The sequence below is a fragment of the Mesorhizobium japonicum MAFF 303099 genome (assembly GCF_000009625.1).
Lineage (GTDB): Bacteria > Pseudomonadota > Alphaproteobacteria > Rhizobiales > Rhizobiaceae > Mesorhizobium > Mesorhizobium japonicum.
The window spans coordinates 3,992,860-4,010,992 of sequence record NC_002678.2 but is presented as its reverse complement, the minus strand read 5'-3'; the positions used below and the strand labels follow the sequence as shown (position 1 = coordinate 4,010,992).

18 protein-coding genes are annotated in these 18,133 nt (G+C 64.2%); 13 read left to right on the top strand and 5 right to left on the bottom strand.

Annotated elements, in window-relative coordinates:
* Nucleotides 1–2 precede the first annotated feature (2 nt).
* Nucleotides 3–788 (bottom strand): alpha/beta hydrolase, encoded by a 786-nt coding sequence (locus tag MAFF_RS20755; RefSeq protein ID WP_010912916.1) that lies wholly within the window; start codon nucleotides 786–788, stop codon nucleotides 3–5.
* A 220-nt stretch (nucleotides 789–1,008) separates the two neighbouring features.
* Here MAFF_RS20755 and infC point away from each other — a divergent pair, with 220 nt between their 5' ends.
* From infC to MAFF_RS20715, 8 genes are all read left to right on the top strand, one after another.
* Nucleotides 1,009–1,545, top strand: coding sequence for a translation initiation factor IF-3 (gene infC, locus MAFF_RS20750; protein ID WP_010912915.1), 537 nt, complete (start codon nucleotides 1,009–1,011; stop codon nucleotides 1,543–1,545).
* A gap of 222 nt (nucleotides 1,546–1,767) precedes the next feature.
* A complete protein-coding gene (locus MAFF_RS20745) occupies nucleotides 1,768–2,394 on the top strand; it encodes a methyltransferase family protein (RefSeq protein ID WP_010912914.1) in 627 nt (208 codons plus the stop codon).
* Nucleotides 2,395–2,576: 182 nt separating this feature from the next.
* Entirely contained in the window at nucleotides 2,577–2,780 is a 204-nt protein-coding gene (gene rpmI / locus MAFF_RS20740) for a 50S ribosomal protein L35 (RefSeq protein ID WP_006201248.1), read from the top strand.
* Between the two features lie 87 nt (nucleotides 2,781–2,867).
* Nucleotides 2,868–3,269, top strand: a complete 402-nt coding sequence (rplT, locus tag MAFF_RS20735; protein ID WP_006201247.1) for a 50S ribosomal protein L20 — start codon at nucleotides 2,868–2,870, stop codon at nucleotides 3,267–3,269.
* 150 nt (nucleotides 3,270–3,419) lie between these two features.
* Complete coding sequence (gene pheS / locus MAFF_RS20730) at nucleotides 3,420–4,517, top strand: phenylalanine--tRNA ligase subunit alpha (RefSeq protein ID WP_010912913.1); 1,098 nt, start codon at nucleotides 3,420–3,422, stop codon at nucleotides 4,515–4,517.
* Nucleotides 4,514–4,936, top strand: coding sequence for a GFA family protein (locus MAFF_RS20725; RefSeq protein ID WP_010912912.1), 423 nt, complete (start codon nucleotides 4,514–4,516; stop codon nucleotides 4,934–4,936). The genes pheS and MAFF_RS20725 overlap by 4 nt, the downstream gene beginning before the upstream one ends.
* Entirely contained in the window at nucleotides 4,933–7,341 is a 2,409-nt protein-coding gene (pheT, locus tag MAFF_RS20720; protein ID WP_010912911.1) for a phenylalanine--tRNA ligase subunit beta, read from the top strand. Before MAFF_RS20725 ends, pheT begins: the two co-directional genes overlap by 4 nt.
* A gap of 37 nt (nucleotides 7,342–7,378) precedes the next feature.
* Nucleotides 7,379–7,981: a nucleotidyltransferase family protein gene (locus tag MAFF_RS20715; protein WP_032932626.1), complete on the top strand. Its 603-nt coding sequence runs from the start codon at nucleotides 7,379–7,381 to the stop codon at nucleotides 7,979–7,981.
* Nucleotides 7,982–8,116: 135 nt separating this feature from the next.
* Here the strand turns inward: MAFF_RS20715 and MAFF_RS20710 are convergent, their stop codons facing one another.
* Nucleotides 8,117–9,112 (bottom strand): aldo/keto reductase, encoded by a 996-nt coding sequence (locus MAFF_RS20710; protein WP_044548714.1) that lies wholly within the window; start codon nucleotides 9,110–9,112, stop codon nucleotides 8,117–8,119.
* A 96-nt stretch (nucleotides 9,113–9,208) separates the two neighbouring features.
* On the opposite strand from MAFF_RS20710, the gene MAFF_RS20705 reads away from it, so the two are divergent.
* The 5 genes from MAFF_RS20705 (at nucleotide 9,209) to MAFF_RS20685 (ending at nucleotide 14,157) form a co-directional block, all read left to right on the top strand.
* The gene (locus MAFF_RS20705) at nucleotides 9,209–10,099 is read left to right on the top strand and encodes a LysR family transcriptional regulator (RefSeq protein ID WP_010912908.1); all 891 of its coding nucleotides are present in this window, start codon (nucleotides 9,209–9,211) and stop codon (nucleotides 10,097–10,099) included.
* A 79-nt stretch (nucleotides 10,100–10,178) separates the two neighbouring features.
* Nucleotides 10,179–10,748, top strand: coding sequence for a cytochrome b (locus MAFF_RS20700; protein WP_010912907.1), 570 nt, complete (start codon nucleotides 10,179–10,181; stop codon nucleotides 10,746–10,748).
* A 69-nt stretch (nucleotides 10,749–10,817) separates the two neighbouring features.
* Nucleotides 10,818–11,393 (top strand): YceI family protein, encoded by a 576-nt coding sequence (locus tag MAFF_RS20695; protein WP_010912906.1) that lies wholly within the window; start codon nucleotides 10,818–10,820, stop codon nucleotides 11,391–11,393.
* Between the two features lie 79 nt (nucleotides 11,394–11,472).
* Nucleotides 11,473–12,459, top strand: coding sequence for a Gfo/Idh/MocA family protein (locus MAFF_RS20690; protein ID WP_044548712.1), 987 nt, complete (start codon nucleotides 11,473–11,475; stop codon nucleotides 12,457–12,459).
* A gap of 39 nt (nucleotides 12,460–12,498) precedes the next feature.
* Nucleotides 12,499–14,157: an FAD-binding dehydrogenase gene (locus tag MAFF_RS20685; protein WP_010912904.1), complete on the top strand. Its 1,659-nt coding sequence runs from the start codon at nucleotides 12,499–12,501 to the stop codon at nucleotides 14,155–14,157.
* Between the two features lie 38 nt (nucleotides 14,158–14,195).
* Here the strand turns inward: MAFF_RS20685 and MAFF_RS20680 are convergent, their stop codons facing one another.
* The 3 genes from MAFF_RS20680 to MAFF_RS20670 form a co-directional block, all read right to left on the bottom strand.
* The gene (locus tag MAFF_RS20680; protein WP_010912903.1) at nucleotides 14,196–15,134 is read right to left on the bottom strand and encodes an alpha/beta hydrolase; all 939 of its coding nucleotides are present in this window, start codon (nucleotides 15,132–15,134) and stop codon (nucleotides 14,196–14,198) included.
* Nucleotides 15,135–15,259: 125 nt separating this feature from the next.
* Complete coding sequence (locus MAFF_RS20675) at nucleotides 15,260–16,042, bottom strand: carnitinyl-CoA dehydratase (protein WP_044548709.1); 783 nt, start codon at nucleotides 16,040–16,042, stop codon at nucleotides 15,260–15,262.
* Complete coding sequence (locus MAFF_RS20670) at nucleotides 16,035–18,113, bottom strand: acetate--CoA ligase family protein (RefSeq protein WP_044551104.1); 2,079 nt, start codon at nucleotides 18,111–18,113, stop codon at nucleotides 16,035–16,037. The genes MAFF_RS20675 and MAFF_RS20670 overlap by 8 nt, the downstream gene beginning before the upstream one ends.
* Nucleotides 18,114–18,133 lie beyond the last annotated feature (20 nt).

The following is an 18,133-nucleotide window of genomic DNA, read 5'->3' as shown; positions in this document are numbered from 1 at the left end:
CGTCACTTGTCCCGCCCGGCCATGTCGCCGACCGCCCGCACCAGCATGTCGAGATCCTGCGGTCGCGACAGGCGGTGGTCGCCATCGGGAATGAGCGACAGCGTGACATCGTCGGCCGGCAGCAGGCTGACCAGCTTCAGCGCGTGGTTCGACGGTACGTCCGGATCGGCCAGGCCCTGCAGGATGTGGACCGGGCAATGCGTGTCGATCGGCCCAGTCATCACCCGGTTGGCGCGCCCGTCCTCGATCAAAGCGCGGGTATAGATGTAAGGCTCCGTGGAATAGTCCGACGGCTCGGCGAAGAATCCCTTCTCAGCGAGGGCGCGCTTCTGCGCTTTGGTCAGCACGGGCTCGACCAGCTCGGAGGTAAAATCCGGCGCCGGCGCCAGCAACACCAGGCCGACGACGCTAGTGTCGCCTGCCTTGCGCAATTCCTGCACCATGCGCAGCGCGATCCAGGCGCCCATCGACGAGCCGACCAGGATCTGATTGCCCTTGGCAAACTTCCGGAACACGGCAAGGCTTTGCGAAAGCCATGTCGAAATCGTGCCGTCGGCAAAGGCGCCGCCGGATTCGCCGTGGCCGGAATAGTCATGGCGCAGGAAGGCGCGGCCTTCTTTTGCCGCCCAGTCAGACAGGGTCTGCGCCTTCGTGCCCAGCATGTCCGACTTGTAGCCGCCGAGCCAGACGATACCGGGCGTCGAACCCGCATTATGGCGCACCGCGATGCTCGATCCATCGACATTGAGAAAGGTCGGGGGGAGAAAGGCTGGGGGCGTGACGGTCATGGCTTTTTCCTCAGGCCCCTCTTCTGGCTCGGGGTTCTTGTGGCACAGCCACAGGCGTGGCGAAAAGTGCTCGCGCTGTTTCTTTGTTTGGTGCAGGCGGTGATCAGGGTGATTTTCTATCAATGCTGTGCTATTGACTCCGCCCGCGCGCTCACCACATTGGCGCGTCCACGCATCAGACTGACAAATCCTGAACGAAACGGCCAAGGAGACCACGACCATTCGCAGACCTTTCAAAGCAGCGGCGCCGACCAAGGATGGGCCGCGCTCCAACCGTGACATCCGGGTTCCCCGGGTCCAGCTTATCGACGCCGAAGGCCAGAACCGCGGCGATGTTTCCATCAACGACGCATTGCTGCTCGCCGAAGAGGCGGGGCTCGATCTCGTTGAGATATCGCCCAATGCGGTGCCGCCCGTCGTAAAGATCCTCGATCTCGGCAAGTTGAAATACGCCAACCAGAAGAAGGCGGCCGAGGCGCGCAAGAATCAGAAGGTCATCGAGATCAAGGAGATCAAGATGCGCCCGAACATCGACAGCCATGACTACGAGACCAAGATGAAGGCGGTGCGCCGCTTCTTCGAAGAGGGCGACAAGGTCAAGCTGACATTGCGCTTCCGCGGCCGCGAGATGGCGCATATGGAACTCGGCATGCAGCTTCTGAACAAGGTGCGCGAGGAAGTGGCGACCATTGCAAAAGTCGAGGCGGAGCCGAAGCTCGAAGGCCGCCAGATGATGATGGTGCTGGCGCCGCGCTAAGGTGTGCTGAATATCAACACCTGAGATCACGATAAAGTCAGGCGTGACCAGCGCTCCAAATCCGCCTGAATTGTCTTGCAGAGCGTCCCGGCGATCGGCGGGACGCCTGTTTTTCGGCTAAAGCTGCGATCGCCGGCTTTGTTTTTTATGCATGTCGTCCTCCCAAAACCGGACCCACTTTTGGGCGACATGCAATAGGCTCCTCGACGATCGGATATCCCCTTGGACAACGAACTCAAATACGGGCTGGGCAATTACCAGCAGATGCGTCGGCTGGTGCTTGCCGTGCTCGTGGTGGTGCTGTTTCTGGCGCTGCTGTTTGGCCAGTCGACCTTCCCACCCGACACGCCGGTGCATGAAACAATCGAGATGTTCGGCGTGCTGCTGATCTTCCTCGGCATCGTCGGCCGCCTCTGGGCGACGCTCTATATAGGCGGGCGCAAATCCTCCGAGGTGGTCACCGGCGGGCCCTATTCGATCACTCGCAACCCGCTCTATGTGTTCTCGACGGTGGCCGCGGCCGGCGTCGGCGCGCAGATCGGCTCGTTCTCGGGCATCATCCTGTTCGCACTGCTGTGCGCGGGCGCCTTCCATATCGTCATCCTGCGCGAGGAGAAATTCCTCAAGGAAGCGCTCGGCGCGCCCTATCAGGCCTATCTGGACAAGGTGCCGCGCTTCTTCCCGAAGCTTTCCCTCTACCAGGAGGGCGACACCGGCAGCTTCAAGCCGCGCCTGCTGTTGACCACGCTGCTCGACGGCCTGGTGTTCCTGATCGCGCTGCCGGCCTTCGAACTGATCGACGGCGCGCAGCAGTCGGGCATGCTTCCGGTGTGGTTCAAGCTGCCCTGAGCGGGGACAGAGCGTCGCACGGCTTCAGGTGTTGCGCACCGGCCGTGTTTGACGTATAGGACCGCCGTTCAAGAAAACCGCCCGGCAGGGCATGCCGTGGCGGTTTCATTTGCTTTTCGGGCTTTGGTCGGCCCGGAGCGAACAAGAAGCGCGATAGTGCGCCAACAATACGGAGTAGCAAAATGCCCAAGATGAAGACCAAGTCGGCCGCCAAGAAGCGGTTCAAGATCACAGGTACGGGTAAAGTCCTGTCGGCTGCGGCCGGCAAGCGTCACGGCATGATCAAGCGTTCCAACAAGTTCATTCGAAATGCCCGCGGCACGATGGTTCTGGCTGAACCGGATGGCAAGAAGGTCATCAAGAATTTTCTGCCGAACGGCCTCTAAGGCATTCGGTCCGGACACGCAGTAGTTTTACGCAATTCCGAACGGAAAGCCGCAGGCACCTGGGATTGCTTTTAAGGAGATCATGACATGGCACGCGTAAAGAGAGGCGTCACCTCGCACGCCAAGCACAAGAAGGTCCTGAAAGCCGCGAAAGGCTTCTACGGCCGTCGCAAGAACACCATCCGCATCGCCAAGCAGGCGGTGGAAAAGTCGCTGCAGTACGCCTACCGCGACCGCAAGAACCGCAAGCGCTCGTTCCGCGCGCTCTGGATCCAGCGCATCAATGCCGCGACCCACGAGCATGGCCTGACCTATGGCCGCTTCATCGATGGCTTGAACAAGGCCGGCATCGAGATCGATCGCAAGATCCTGTCCGACATGGCCATCCATGAGCCGCAGGCTTTCGCCGCGCTCGTGGCCAAGGCCAAGGTCGCGCTCGAATATCTGAAGAACACCACGCCGAACGCCTTTGAAAGCGCTGTCGCCTAAGACCAGCGCTTCCCAAGCATTCGCAATTCTGATTATGGGGAACCCGCGCTGGCACGGCTGGCGCGGGTTCTTTTGTCTCTGATGTCTGAACTTTCAACTTAAAAGTGACTTCCACTTTAAAGTCGACTTCCAACGTAGCGAGTTTGACCCGTGAACGACGCAACTAGTGGCCTGGATACGCTCGAAAATTCCCTGCTGGCCGATATTGCATCGGCGGCCGATGAGCCGGCGATCGAGGCCGTGCGCATAGCCGCCTTCGGCAAGAAGGGCACCGTGTCCGAGATGCTGAAAACGCTTGGCGCCATGACCGCCGAGGAGCGCCAGCTCAAGGGGCCCGTCATCAACGGCCTCAAGAACCGCGTCACCGAGGCGCTGACGGCACGCAAGGCCGAATTGAAAGACGTGGCGATCGCAGCACGTCTCGCCGCCGAGAAGGTCGACGTGACGCTGCCGGTGCGGCAGTCGCCAGCCGAGCGCGGCCGCATCCATCCGATCAGCCAGGTCATCGACGAGATCGCCGCGATCTTCGGCGATCTCGGCTTCGCCATCGCAGAAGGTCCAGACATCGAGACCGACTATTACAATTTCACCGCGCTGAATTTCCCCGAGGGACATCCGGCGCGCGAGATGCACGACACCTTCTTCTTCCAGCCGGACGAGAAGGGCGAGCGCAAGCTGTTGCGCACGCACACCTCGCCCGTGCAGATCCGCACCATGGAGAAGCAGAAGCCGCCGATCCGCATCGTCATTCCGGGCAAGACCTACCGCCAGGATTCCGACGCCACGCACTCGCCGATGTTCCATCAGGTCGAGGGACTGGTGATCGACAAGACAGCCAATGTCGCCAACATGAAGTGGGTGCTGGAGGAATTCTGCAAGGCGTTCTTCGAGGTACCCTCGGTCAAGATGCGCTTCCGGCCGTCCTTCTTCCCGTTCACCGAGCCAAGCCTCGAGGTCGACATACAGTGCGACCGCTCGCGGCCCGGCGAAGTGCGCTTCGGTGAAGGCTCCGACTGGATGGAGATCCTCGGCTGCGGCATGGTGCATCCCAATGTGCTGCGCGCCGGCGGGCTCGATCCGGACGAGTACCAGGGCTTTGCCTGGGGCATGGGCATCGACCGCATCGCCATGCTGAAATACGGCATGCCAGACCTGCGCGCCTTCTTCGACGCCGATGTGCGCTGGCTGTCGCATTACGGCTTCCGGCCGCTCGACATGCCGACGCTGTTCGGCGGCTTGAGCGCATGACAGCGCTCCACATCGGCGGCTGCCGCTGCGGCGCCGTGCGGTTCGAGGCCTCGGCCGAGCCGCATCACGTCAGCTATTGCCATTGCGGCGATTGCCGGCGGGCGAGTGGCGCGCCGGTCTCGGCCTTTGTCGGCTTCCCGGCCGGCCAGGTTGCGTTCACCGGCAAGGCGCTGAAGATGTACGAGAACGGCCCGGTAACGCGCTCGTTCTGCGGCATCTGCGGCTCGCCCATCGCCTATGTCGACGAGCGGCTGGAAGACGACATCTACTTCATGCTCGGCGCCATGGACGCGCCGGCCGATTTTAGGCCAACGCTGCATGCCTATGTTAGCGAGCAGCTTCCCTTCCTGCATATGTCCGACGATCTGCCGAGACATCTGAAATCAAGCGTCAAAAGACCAGACGGAACAGTCCCATGAAATTCACCCTCTCCTGGCTCAAGGATCACCTCGAGACCGATGCCTCGCTCGACGAGATCGTCGAGCGGCTGACGTCGATCGGCCTCGAAGTCGAGCATGTCGACGACAAGTCGAGCCTGAAACCCTTCGTCATCGCCAAGGTGCTGACGGCGGTGCAGCACCCCGATGCCGACCGGCTGCGCGTGCTGACCGTCGACACCGGCGACGGCAAGTCCCCCGTCCAGGTCGTCTGCGGCGCGCCGAATGCGCGAGCCGGCCTGATCGGTGCTTTCGCCGCGCCCGGCACCTATGTGCCCGGCATCGACGTGACGCTGACAGTCGGCAAGATCCGCGGCGTCGAAAGCCACGGCATGATGTGTTCGGAGCGCGAGCTGGAACTGTCCGACGAGCACAATGGCATCATCGACCTGCCGGCCGATGCGCCGGTCGGCACCAGCTTTGCGTCCTACGCGCATCTCGACGATCCGGTCATCGAGATCAATCTGACGCCGAACCGGCCGGATGCCACCAGCGTCTACGGCATTGCCAGGGATCTGGCGGCGAGCGGGCTCGGCACGCTGAAAAGCGCTGCGGTCGAAAAGATACCCGGCAAGGGCGAGACGCCGGTCAAGGTGGTCATCGAAGCGCCGGAGCTTTGCCCGGGCTTCGCCTTGCGGCTGGTGCGCGGTGTCAAGAACGGCCCGTCGCCGAAATGGCTGCAGCAAAGGCTGATCGCCATTGGTCTCAGGCCGATCAGCGCGCTGGTCGACATCACCAACTACGTCACCTTCGATCGCGGCCGGCCGCTACATGTGTTCGACGCCAGGAAGGTCGCCGGCAATCTCGTCGTGCGCCGCGCGCACGACGGCGAGAAGGTGATGGCGCTGGACGGTCGCGAATACACGCTGACGCCTGACATGTGCGCCATCGCTGACGACAATGGCGTCGAATCGATCGCCGGCGTGATGGGCGGCGAGCATTCCGGCTGCGACGAGAACACGACTGACGTGCTTATCGAATCGGCGCTGTGGGATCCGATTACCACCGCCCGCACCGGCCGCACGCTCGGCATCATCACCGACGCGCGCTACCGTTTCGAGCGCGGCGTCGACCCTGAATTCATGGTCCCTGGCGTCGAGCTGGCAACGAGGCTGGTGCTCGATCTCTGCGGCGGTGAGCCGGCCGAGACCGAAGTCGTCGGCTATGCCGGCCACAAGCCCAAGATCGTCTCCTTCCCGATTTCGGAAGTGACGCGGCTGACCGGCATCGAGGTGCCGAAAGAGGAAAGCCTCGATATCCTGTCGCGCCTCGGCTTCAAGCCGCAGGGCTCGAGCGAAGTCGTCGATGTGGCGTTGCCGTCCTGGCGTCCCGATGTCGACGGCAAGGCCGATCTGGTCGAAGAAGTGATGCGCATCCATGGCGTCGACAACATCGCGCCGCAGCCGCTCGGCGCGCATGATGCGGTCAATTCGAAGATCCTGACCACGCTGCAGGTCCGCACCCGCACCGCCAAGCGCGCGCTTGCCGTGCGCGGCATGATGGAGGCCGTCACCTGGTCGTTCATTCCGGCCAAGCATGCCGAACTGTTCGGCGGCGGCCAGACGGCGCTGAAGCTTGCCAACCCGATCGCCGCCGACATGTCCGACATGCGCCCGTCGCTGCTGCCGGGGCTGATCGCCGCCGCCCAGCGCAATGCCGACAAGGGCATTGGCGACGTCGCGCTGTTCGAGGTCTCCGGCACCTATGAGGGCGACGGCGCCGACCAGCAGCGGCGCGTCGCCGCCGGCGTGCGCCGCGGCACGGCCAAGCTCGACGGCTCCGGCCGCAGCTGGGCCGGCAATTCCGGTCCGGTCGGCGTGTTCGATGCCAAGGCCGATGCGATCGCGGCGCTCGAAGCCTGCGGCGCGCCGGTCGAACGGCTGCAGATCGAGGCGGGCGGTCCGGCCTGGTACCATCCCGGCCGGTCCGGCACAATCAAGCTCGGGCCGAAGACCGTGCTCGGTACGTTCGGCGAATTCCATCCCAAGACGATGGAAGGGCTCGACGTTTCCGGCCCGCTGTGCGGCTTCGAAGTGTTCGTCGACGCCGTGCCGGAGCCGAAGGCCAAGCCGACGAAGACCAAGCCGAAGCTGGAGCTCTCCGCCTTCCAGGCGGTGAAGCGCGACTTCGCCTTCGTCGTCGACAAAGCGGTCGAGGCCGGCACGCTGGTGCGCGCCGCATTGGCCGCCGACAAGAAGCTGATCACTGCCGTCTCGGTCTTCGACATCTTCGAAGGCGCGTCGCTCGGCGCTGACAAGAAATCGATCGCGATCGAAGTGTCGATCCAGCCGGTCGAGAAGACGTTGACCGACGAGGATTTCGAGGCGTTGGCCAAGCGCGTCGTCGAGAATGTCGGCAAACAGACGGGCGGCGTGCTGCGCGGCTAAACTTGCGGGCAGATGGCGAATCGTCCTCCAAAGGGCGATGGACCATCTGCGCTATTCCGGGCTGCCGTTCGAAGCACAGCGAGGGGCGTTTCTCGAGATCGTCTCGAGGGACTCGCTCGTCCGTGAAGCGCTGGCGCGCGCCCGCACGCTTGGGCTGCCCGACTGGCTGGTGGTTTCAGGTGCGCTTTACAACAGCGTCTGGAACCATCTGACCGGAAAGCCGTCAGGTTACGGCATCAAGGATGTCGACCTGTTTTATTTTGACGACAGCGACCTGTCCTATGAGGCCGAAGACGCTGTCATCCGCCGGGCAGCGCGGCATTTCGAGGGGCTGGCGCTGCCGGTCGAGGTGCGAAATCAGGCGCGGGTGCATCTGTGGTATCCGCAGAAATTCGGCCAGCCCTGCCCGCGCTATACGAACGCGAGCGAATCCATCAGCTATTTTGCCTCGAAGACGCATGCGGTTGGAGTGCGCTACGATGCCGGCGGGCATTTGGAGCTGGTCGCTCCGTTCGGGCTTGATGACGTCTTTTCGTTCCGCATCACGCCGAATCGGGTGACGGACAATCAGCAGACGCATGAGGCGAAGGGCAAGCGGGCGCTGGAGTGCTGGCCGGAGATTAGTGTGGTGCCGTGGTGACCCCTTAGGGGCAGGGTCGATCCGCACAGCGGATCGGGGTGGGGGTACTCGTAGGCGCTCCCCCACCCCGTCTCGCTGCCTCCGCTTCGCTGCGACAGCGAGCCGACCCTCCCCACGAGGGGGAGGGTGAAGGCCCTAGCCATTCACCAGCGCCAGCAACTCCTCCGTATAGCGTTTGCCCATCACCTTATCCGGTGACAGCGCATCGCCGATCGCCGCCACCTCGGCAGCACTCAGTTCAATCGCGGCCGCTGCCGTGTTCTGCTCCAGATGGCGGATTTTTCGTGCACCGGGGATCGGCACGATAAAATCACCCTGATGCAGCACCCAGGCCAGCGCCAGCTGCGCCGAGGTCACGCCCTTCTCGGCAGCCATTGTTTCCAGCGTGGCGATAACCTTGGCATTGGCTTCCATGGCCTCGGCCTGGAAGCGCGGCAAGGTCCGGCGCCAGTCGCCATCGTCTAGCGTTTCGGGCTTGGCGATGGTGCCGGTCAAAAGGCCACGGCCGAGTGGGCTGTAGGGAACGAAGCCGATGCCGAGTTCGCGGCAGACGGCAAACACCTCCTCTTCCGGGTCACGGGTCCACAGCGAATATTCGCTCTGCACGGCAGCGATCGGATGCACGGCATGCGCACGGCGGATGGTCGCGGCACTTGCCTCCGAGAGGCCGAGCGCGCGGACCTTGCCCTCGCGCACCAGTTCGGCCATGGCACCGACCGTATCCTCGATCGGCACGTTGGGGTCGACACGGTGCTGGTAGTAGAGATCGATGACATCGGTGCCCAACCGCTTCAGCGAGGCCTCGGCAACGGCCTTGACGTGCTCGGGGCGGCTGTCGACGCCGGCCATGCGGTCGAGGCCGGTGCCTTCCTCTAGAATCTTGAAGCCGAATTTGGTGGCGATGGTGACCTTGTCGCGCATCGATTTCAGCGCCTTGCCGAGCAGGATCTCGTTCTCGTAAGGGCCGTAGACTTCCGCGGTGTCGAAGAAGTTGACGCCGATCTCGACAGCGCGGTGCAGCGTGGAGATCGCCTCTGCCTCCGGCTGGCCGCCATAGGCGAAGCTCATACCCATGCAGCCGAGGCCGACGGGATAAACGTTCAATTCAGTTCCTAGCTTGCGGGTTTGCATCACGCGTCTCCTTGTTGTGATGCAGCAGAAATAGCGCCTTGCAGTCTGTTCGATAATCGGCTCTTCTTCGTACGGCCCGTTCCAAGAAATAGATCAATGAACCGAGCACATCTCTCACAGCTTGCCGTGCTGGCGACCGTTGCCCAATGCGGCAGTTTTCGCGGCGCGGCCAGGGAATTGGCCATCGCGCCGTCGGCGGTCAGCCATGCGGTGTCCAGTCTGGAGGCACGGCTCGGCGTGCGGCTCCTTGCGCGCAGCACGCGCAGCGTCGCGCCGACGGAAGAGGGCGCGCAATTGCTGGAGCGGTTACGTCCTGCCCTTTCCGAAATCGACCTGGCTCTGGAGACGGCACTTGAGGCGCGCGACCGGCCGGCCGGGAATCTGCGGCTCAGCGTGCCGCGCACGGCGGCGCATCTGGTGCTGACGCCACGGCTCGGCGCATTTGCCAAGGCCTATCCCGACATCGTGCTGGAGATCCTCATCGAGGATCGTTTCACCGATGTGGTGGAAGGCGGCTTCGACGCCGGCGTGCGGCTCGGCGAGAGCCTGCAGCGTGACATGATCGCGGTGCGTATCGGGCCGGACATGCGCGGCGCAGTGGTCGGCGCGCCATCCTATTTCGCGGCCATGCCGAGGCCGCATCATCCGCGCGACCTTGCCGATCATCGCTGCATCCGCTTCCGCTTCTCCAGCGGCATTCTCTACCGCTGGGAATTCGCGAAGGGCGGCGAAGAAATCGAGATCGCCGCGCAGGGGCCGCTGATCCTCGACGAGGACCATCTGATCGCGCAAGCCGCGATCGATGGCACAGGCCTCGCCTTCGTCTTCGAGCCTTATGTGCGGGCGCCGCTCGCCGACGGCAGGCTGATCCGCGTGCTGGAGGACTGGTGCCCGCCCTTCGAGGGGTTCTTCGTCTATTACCCCAGCCGCAGGCAGATGCGCCCGGCGCTCAGGGCGTTCGTGGATTTCTTCAAGGTGAGCGGTTAGGGCACGCCCCTCACCCTCCCCCTTGTGGGGAGGGTGAGGGGCGTTGGAAGAAAGTTCTGTCCAGCGTCGTTCACACACAATGCAGTCAATCACCAACACCACGACCCGCTACGGTTGGGCAACCATCATCCTCCACTGGCTGATCGGCATCATCTTCATCGGCCAGTTCGCCCTCGGCTTCATCATGGTGCGGCTGACCAGCCAGCGCACCGCTTTCGAGCTGATCCAGTTGCACAAATCGTTGGGCTTTCTGCTGCTTGGCCTCATCATCCTGCGCATCGCCTGGCGGCTTGGCAATGCGACGCCGCCTCTGCCGCCTTCGGTCGGCACGCTGGAACGGCATACGGCGCCGCTCGCGCATCTGGCGCTCTATGCCTTCCAGGTGGCCTTGCCCTTGTCGGGCTGGGCGCTGGTTTCGGTTTCGACGCTGGAAATCCCGACCATGCCGTTCAACCTGTTCGTTATGCCCAATCTGCCGCTCACCGAATCCGATGCCGCCGAAAGCTTCTGGGCGGCCGCGCACTGGTATCTCGCTTATCTGGGCATCGCGCTCGTCGCGCTGCATGTCGCAGCCGCCCTGCGCCACCACTTCCTGCTGCGCGACAGCGTGCTCACGCGTATGATCACGCCTTCGTCAGGTGGGGAATAGAGCGGGCGGCACGCGCGTTTGTGAGGTGAGGACGCCAAAAAGCGTTGCCTCCAGGAAAGGAACAATCCCATGCATGCGCGCATCCTTGGATTCGCGGCTTTTGCCGCATGCCTTGCCGTGCCCGCAGCCGCGGCGGTGGCATTGAACGACGCCGCCGGCAGCTACACGATCAGCCCGGCAAGCTCCAGCATCCGTTTTACCATAGGCAAGGCCGGCGGCGGCGGCTTCGATGGCGCCTTCGCCCGCTTCAAGGGCACGATCCGCATCGACAATGGCGATGTCGGGCGCTCGAAGGTCGATCTTACCATCTATCCGGAAAGCGTCGGCACCGGCCAGAGCCGCATCGATGCCTTCCTGCGCTCCGACGCGGTGTTCGACGCGGCCAACAGCCCGGAAATCCAGTTCCGCTCGACCAGCGTGACCCGCACCGGCGACACATCAGCCCTTGTCACCGGCAGGCTGACGGCGCGCGGCAAGACGTTTGCGGAAAAGTTCACCGCCGAGCTCGATGGGTTGAAGGGCGGCACGATCAAATTCCATGTCACCGGCAAGGTGCTGCGGTCGCGCTACGGCATGGATGTCGGCACGCCACTCTATTCCAACGTCGTCGACTTCGACATGACGCTGACGGGGAAGCGGGGCTGAGCTGGGTCAGCCTCGGTCATTGGCTTTTCCGTCGATTTCGGGCAAACCTCGTCTGATACTACCGACATGGAGAAGCGTGATGTTCCGATGGGGTGTGTTGTCGACGGCCAAGATCGGTCGCGAGCAGTTGTTGCCGGCAATCGTCGAGGCGGAGAACGGCGTGCTGTCGGCGATCGCCAGCCGCGACCTGTCGAAAGCCAGGGCCCTGGCCGAGCGTTTCGGCGCCCGCTTTGCGTTCGGATCGTACGAGGAACTGCTGGCCTCCAAGGACATTGACGGCGTCTATATCCCGCTGCCGACATCGCAGCATGTCGAATGGACGGCGAAGGCCATCGAGGCGGGAAAACATGTGCTGGTCGAGAAGCCCCTCGCGCTCGACGCCAAGGACATCCTCCCCCTCATCAAGCTGCGCGATGCCAAGAAGGTGCTGGTTTGCGAAGCCTTCATGGTGATCTACCACCCGCAATGGATCAAGGTGCGCGATCTCATCGCCAGCGGCGCCATCGGCCGGCTGCGCCATGTGCAGGGCGCGTTCTCCTACTACAATGTCGATCCCAACAACATGCGCAACCAGCTCGATCTCGGCGGCGGTGCACTGCCCGACATCGGCGTTTACCCCACCGTTTCGACGCGGTTTTCGACCGGCAAGGAGCCTAGCCGTGTGCAGGCGACGATCGAGCGCGACAAGAAATTCGGCACCGACATCTACTCCTCGATCCGCGCCGATTTCGGCGATTTCGAACTGTCCTTCTATTTGTCGACGCAGATGGCGGCGCGCCAGGTGATGGTGTTCCACGGCGAGAAGGGTTTCATCGAGGTCTTCTCGCCGTTCAATGCCGGGCTTTACGATCATCACCGCGTCGAACTGCACAACCAGAACCACACCGAGGCGCAGGTGTTCCGCTTCCCCGGCACGCAGCAGTACCGGCTGGAGGTCGAGACTTTCGCGCGGGCGGCACAGGGCGGCAAGGAGCGTGTCTTCACGCTGGAGGAATCCGTGCTCAACCAGAAGGTCATCGACGCCATCTTCCGCGCCGGCGGCAAGGACGGTTGGGAGGCCGTTTAACTTTCTGCGATAAATAGCCGGCTAATTCTGGGAGGAAAAATGGCTGACGATGCGGACGTGATCATTGTCGGCGCGGGCCTGGCCGGGTTGGTTGCCGCCGCCGAGCTTGCCGAGGCCGGCAAGAAGGTCATCATCGTCGACCAGGAGCCGGAGCAGTCGCTGGGCGGCCAGGCGTTCTGGTCGTTCGGCGGGCTTTTCCTGGTGGATTCGCCCGAGCAGCGGCGCATGCGCATCCGCGATTCACATGATCTGGCGCTCGAGGACTGGATGGGCACCGCCGCTTTCGACCGGCCGGAGGATTTCTGGCCGCGCAAATGGGCGGAAGCCTATGTCGGCTTTGCCGCCGGCGAGAAACGCTCCTGGCTAATCGAGCGCGGCCTGAAATTCTTTCCCGTGGTCGGCTGGGCCGAGCGCGGCGGCGGCAATGCCATCGGCCACGGCAATTCTGTACCGCGCTTCCACATCACCTGGGGCACCGGCCCCGGCGTTCTCGAGCCTTTCGTGCAGCGCGTGCGCGAGGCGCAGAAGCGCGGATTGATCAGCTTCAAGTTCCGCCACCGGGTCAACGAATTGACGCGGGCGGGTGACGTCGTGACCGGTGTGCGCGGCGATGTCCTTGAGCCGAGCACGGTCGAGCGTGGCCACAAGAGCTCGCGCGACATATCTGGCGATTTCGAGCTGCATGCGCAAGCGGTGATCGTCGCCTCCGGCGGCATCGGCGGCAACCATCGACTGGTGCGGGAAAACTGGCCAAAGCGCCTTGGTACGGCGCCCAAGCGCATGATCACCGGCGTGCCCGACCATGTCGACGGCCGCATGCTGGCCATCACGGAACAGGCCGGCGGTTCGATCATCAACCGTGACCGCATGTGGCACTATGTCGAGGGCATCAGGAACTGGGCGCCGATCTGGACCGAACACGCGATCCGCATCCTGCCCGGCCCTTCGTCACTGTGGCTCGATGCCAGGGGAAAACGCCTGCCGGTGCCGCTCTATCCCGGTTTCGACACGCTGGGCACGCTCAGCCACATCATGAGCACCGGCTTCGACTATTCCTGGTTCATCCTGACCAGGAAGATCATCCAGAAGGAGTTCGCGCTGTCGGGCTCCGAACAGAATCCGGACCTGACCGGCAAGAGCTGGCGCCAGGTGCTCGGCCGCGCCACGTCGGGCATTCCGGGTCCGGTGAAGGCCTTCATGGAGAAGGGCGAGGACTTTATTGTCGAGGCCGACCTTTCGAAGCTGGTGGCGCGCATGAACGCGCTGGCCGGCGGCGAGCCGCTGCTTGAAGTCGCGCAGGTGGAACGCGAGATCCGCGCCCGCGATCGCCAGCTCGACAATCCGTTTTCCAAGGACATGCAGATCACCGCGCTGCGCGGCGCCCGCGCCTATCTCGGCGACAAGCTCATCCGTACGGCCAAGCCGCACAAGATGCTCGATCCAGCAAACGGCCCGCTGATCGCGGTGCGCCTCAACATCCTGACCCGCAAGACGCTGGGCGGCCTGCAGACCGATCTCGACAGCCGCGTGCTGGGCGCCGATGGCCAGCCGGTACCGGGGCTCTATGCCGTTGGCGAGGCCGCCGGTTTCGGCGGCGGCGGCGTGCATGGCTATGCGGCGCTGGAAGGCACCTTCCTCGGCGGCTGCATCTTCTCCGGCCGCAGCGCCGGCCGAGCGGCGGGACGCTCGGTGGCGTGAAACGACGGTGCGGTGGCCCGTCGTGAGACGGAAACCGCTTACCAGAGCCAGGCGCCCTGCCCAAGCGCGGCCGCCGCGCCGACGATCCGTGTGAAACTTTCGCGGGCGCGGCCGACCGTGTGCCGGGCCCTGAGATAGCCATGCACCAGGCCCGGTTCCTCGAACCAGGTGGCTCTCCCGCCCGCCGCGATGATGCGGTCGCGATAGGTCTCGCCGTCTGAAGACAGCGGGTCGCACTGCGCGGTGACCAGCACGGTCGGCGGCAGGTTGGCGAAGTCGGTGTCGGCCAGCGGCGCCAGTGTGGCATCGCCGCTGCGATCCTGCCCGCCGGTGCGAATGTGCTTGTAGAATTCAAGATCGCGCATGGTCAGCATCGGTGCTTCGGCATGCGTGACATAGGAGTCCTTCGAGCGGTCGCCGCCGAGACCGGGATAGATCAGCACCTGACCGACCGGCCGTTTCACGTGGCCGCGCGTGGCGTGGCTGACGGCGGCGCAGAGATTGCCGCCGGCGCTGTCGCCGCAGAGCAGGATGGGGCGATCGCGGGTGGATGCAACCCATGCGAAGGCGGTCATCGCGTCGTCGAAGGCGGCAGGATGCAAATGCTCCGGCGCCAGCCGATAGTCGACCGAGACAACTTCGTAGCCGGTGCGGGCGCAAAGCTCGGCGCAGACGTCGTCATGGCTGTCCAGCCCGCCAAGCATGAAGCCGCCGCCATGGATGCAGAGCACCGTCGCCGCCGGTTGCGGGGCGCTTCGGTAGATACGGATCGGGATATCGTGCGTGGGCGTGGCAATGGCCGAGGTTTCGACCGTCACGCCCTGGGGATAGCCGGCAAAGAACTCCCGGCACATGCGGTCGTAGATCTCGCGCTGCTGGGTGATCGTGTAGTCGATCGTGTCGGGCGGATAATAGGAATTGGTCCGCTCGATGAAGGCCCAGGTCTCGGCATCGATGAGTTTTGTGTAGTCGGTCATGGAACTCCTTTACCTTCCCCTTGATGGGGGGAGGTCGCCGCGGAGCGGCGGGTGGGGGTGGCGGCGCTTCACCCCACCCCGGACCTTCGGTCCGACCCTCCCCATCAAGGGGAGGGTAAGGCGGCTCACTTTCCCTTCCACACCGGATCGCGCTTTTCGGCGAAGGCGCGGAACCCTTCCATATTGTCCTCGGAGCCGTAGAGCGCATCGACCGTCGCCAACTGGCGGCGCGTTACCCTGTTCATGGCGTCCTGGAAGGTCAGCGCTTCGGCCACCCGCGCGGTCTCCTTGATCGCGGCAAAGACCAGCGGCGGGCCGCTGGCGAGCAGGCGGGCGATCTCCCAGACGCGGTCCTCGAGCTTTTCCTTGGGCAGCACCTCGTTGACCAGGCCCCAGCGATGTGCCTCCGCGACATCCATCCAGCGGCCGGTGAGCAGGAGGTCCATGGCGACATGGTAGGGAATGCGCTTCGGCAGCTTGATCGTCGCCGCGTCGGCCAGCGTGCCGGCGCGAATTTCGGGCAGCGCGAAGGAGGAGTGGTCGGAGGCGTAGATGAGATCGCAGGACAGCGCCAGTTCGAAGCCGCCGCCCACCGCCATGCCGTTTACGCAAGCGATGACCGGCTTGTTCAAGTCGCGCAATTCCTGCAGGCCGGCGAAGCCGCCGACGCCGTAGTCGCCGTCGACCGCGTCGCCGCCGGCGGCGGCCTTCAGGTCCCAGCCGGCGCAGAAGAACTTGTCGCCTGATGTCTTGACGATGGCGACGCGCAGTTCCGGATCGTCGCGGAACGCCTTGAAGGTTTGCCCCATCAGCCGCGAGGTCTTCAGGTCGATGGCGTTGGCCTTGGGCCGGTCGAGCGTGACCTCGAGAATCGAGCCTTCGCGGCGGGTCGAAATGACGTCAGACATTCTTGTTTTCTCCGAGCACCAGCAGCGCGTCGGCGATCCAGGCACCCTTGCCTTCGACGCAGACGATCAGCGGATTGATGTCGAGTTCCTCGATCTCGCCGGCATTCTTCTGCACGAAGTCGGCAATGCCCGCGATAGCATCGATGGCGGCCGCGACATCGGCCTTCGGCCGGCCGCGATAGCCTTCGAGCAGCGGGAACAGCTTCAGGCCGCGCAAAGCCGCCTCGATGTCGTCGCGGGTCGCCGGCAGCATCAAGGTGACGCTGTCGCGCAGCAATTCGACCAGTACGCCGCCAGTGCCCAGCGTCATGACTGCACCGAACATCGGATCCCTGGTGAAGCCGACGATCAGTTCAGCGACGCCGTCGCGCACCATGCGCTCGACATAGAGGCCAGTGCCGAGCGGCAGCAGATCATGCGCCGCCGTGCTGACGGATTCGGCGTCCTTGAGGTTGAGCCGGACAGCGCCGACCTCGGATTTATGGGTGACGCCCAGCGCCTTCAGGGCAACGGGAAAGCCGAGCGCCATCGAGGAAATCACCGCCTCGACCGCATTGCCGGCGCGCTCGCCCTTGGGCACGGGAAGCCCGGCCTTGATCAGCCGCGCCTTGGCTTCGGCCTCGTCGGGCGTGACATGCCCGCCGCCGGCGGCGCCGGCAGCGGATGTGTCGACCGGCTGCGCCTGCGGTTCAGCCCATGCCCAGCCGATGAAGGCTGCCGCGCCTGCGGCATCCATGGCCTCGGAAATGCCGAACAACGGCACCATGCCGCGCGCCATCAGCTCTGCGGTGTATTCCTCGGGCAGGTTCTCCGGCAGCGAGGAGACGATCGCGCCATGTGCCTCGTTGGTCTTCAGCGCCGATTCGAAGGCGCGCAGCGTCGCCCACCAGTCGGTGACCGAGCAGCGGTCGGGGCGCGGAAAGTCGAGCACCAGCATGTTCAGGTCGAAGCCGCCCGACACCATGGCGGTGAAGGTGGCGGTCATCGCCGGCTCGTTGTTCCAGATGAAGGTGTGGTAGTCCAACGGGTTGGCCACCGCGACCAGCGGCCCGAGCGTCGACTTGACATGGGCGCGATGTTTTTCCGTCAGAACCGGGAAGTTCACCCAGCGCCCTTCGGCGCTGTCGGCCATGACGGAAGCTTCGCCGCCCGAACAGCTCATCGACGACAGGCGATAGCCGGGCAGCGGCCCGGTGATGTGCAGCAGCTTCAGCGCCTCGATGAAGGCGGGGATGGAATCGACGCGCGCAATGCCGAGTCGCCTCAGGAAAGCGCCCGAGGCCGCGTCCGAGCCGGCCAGCGAGGCGGTGTGCGACACGGTGGCCTGCCGTGCCTGTTCGGAGCGGCCGACCTTCATGGCGATGATCGGTTTTCTTAGCTCTCGCGCCCGTGCCGCCAGTCGCTCGAAGCCGGCTACCGAATCGAAAGCCTCGATGTGCAAGCCGAGTGAGGTGACGCGATCATCCTCGATCAGGCCGAGCGCCATTTCGGAGAGGCCGGTCTGCGCCTGGTTGCCGGCGGTCATCAGGAAGGCGATCGGCAGGCCGCGCTTCTGCATCGTCATGTTGATGGCGATGTTGGACGACTGCGTGATGATGGCGGCGCCCTTGCCGCCCTCTTCCAGCCGGATGCCGCCATGCTGGTCGGGCCACAAAAGCGCGCCGTCGGCATAGTTGATCAGACCATAGCAGTTCGGCCCGATGATCGGCATCTCGCCAGCCGCGGCAACCAGTTCGGCCTGCAGCCGCTCGCCGTCATCGTCATAGGCCTCGGTCTCGAGGAAGCCGGCGGCAAAGCAGACGGCGCCGCCGGCGCCGCGTTCGGCCAGCGCCTTGACGACCTCGATGGTCAGATGCCGGTTGACGCCGACAAAGGCGGCATCCGGCGCGCCGGGCAGATCGGCGACGGACCGGTAGGCCTTGCGTCCGGCAACCTCGTCCTTGGTCGGGTGCACCGGCCAGATCTCGCCAGCAAAACCCATCTTGATCGATTGCGCGACGACGGCGGCGGCCTGCACGCCACCGAAGACGGCGATCGATTTCGGGCGCAGGAGGCGTTCAAGTTTATGCATGGTCATCTTTTCGTTTGAGC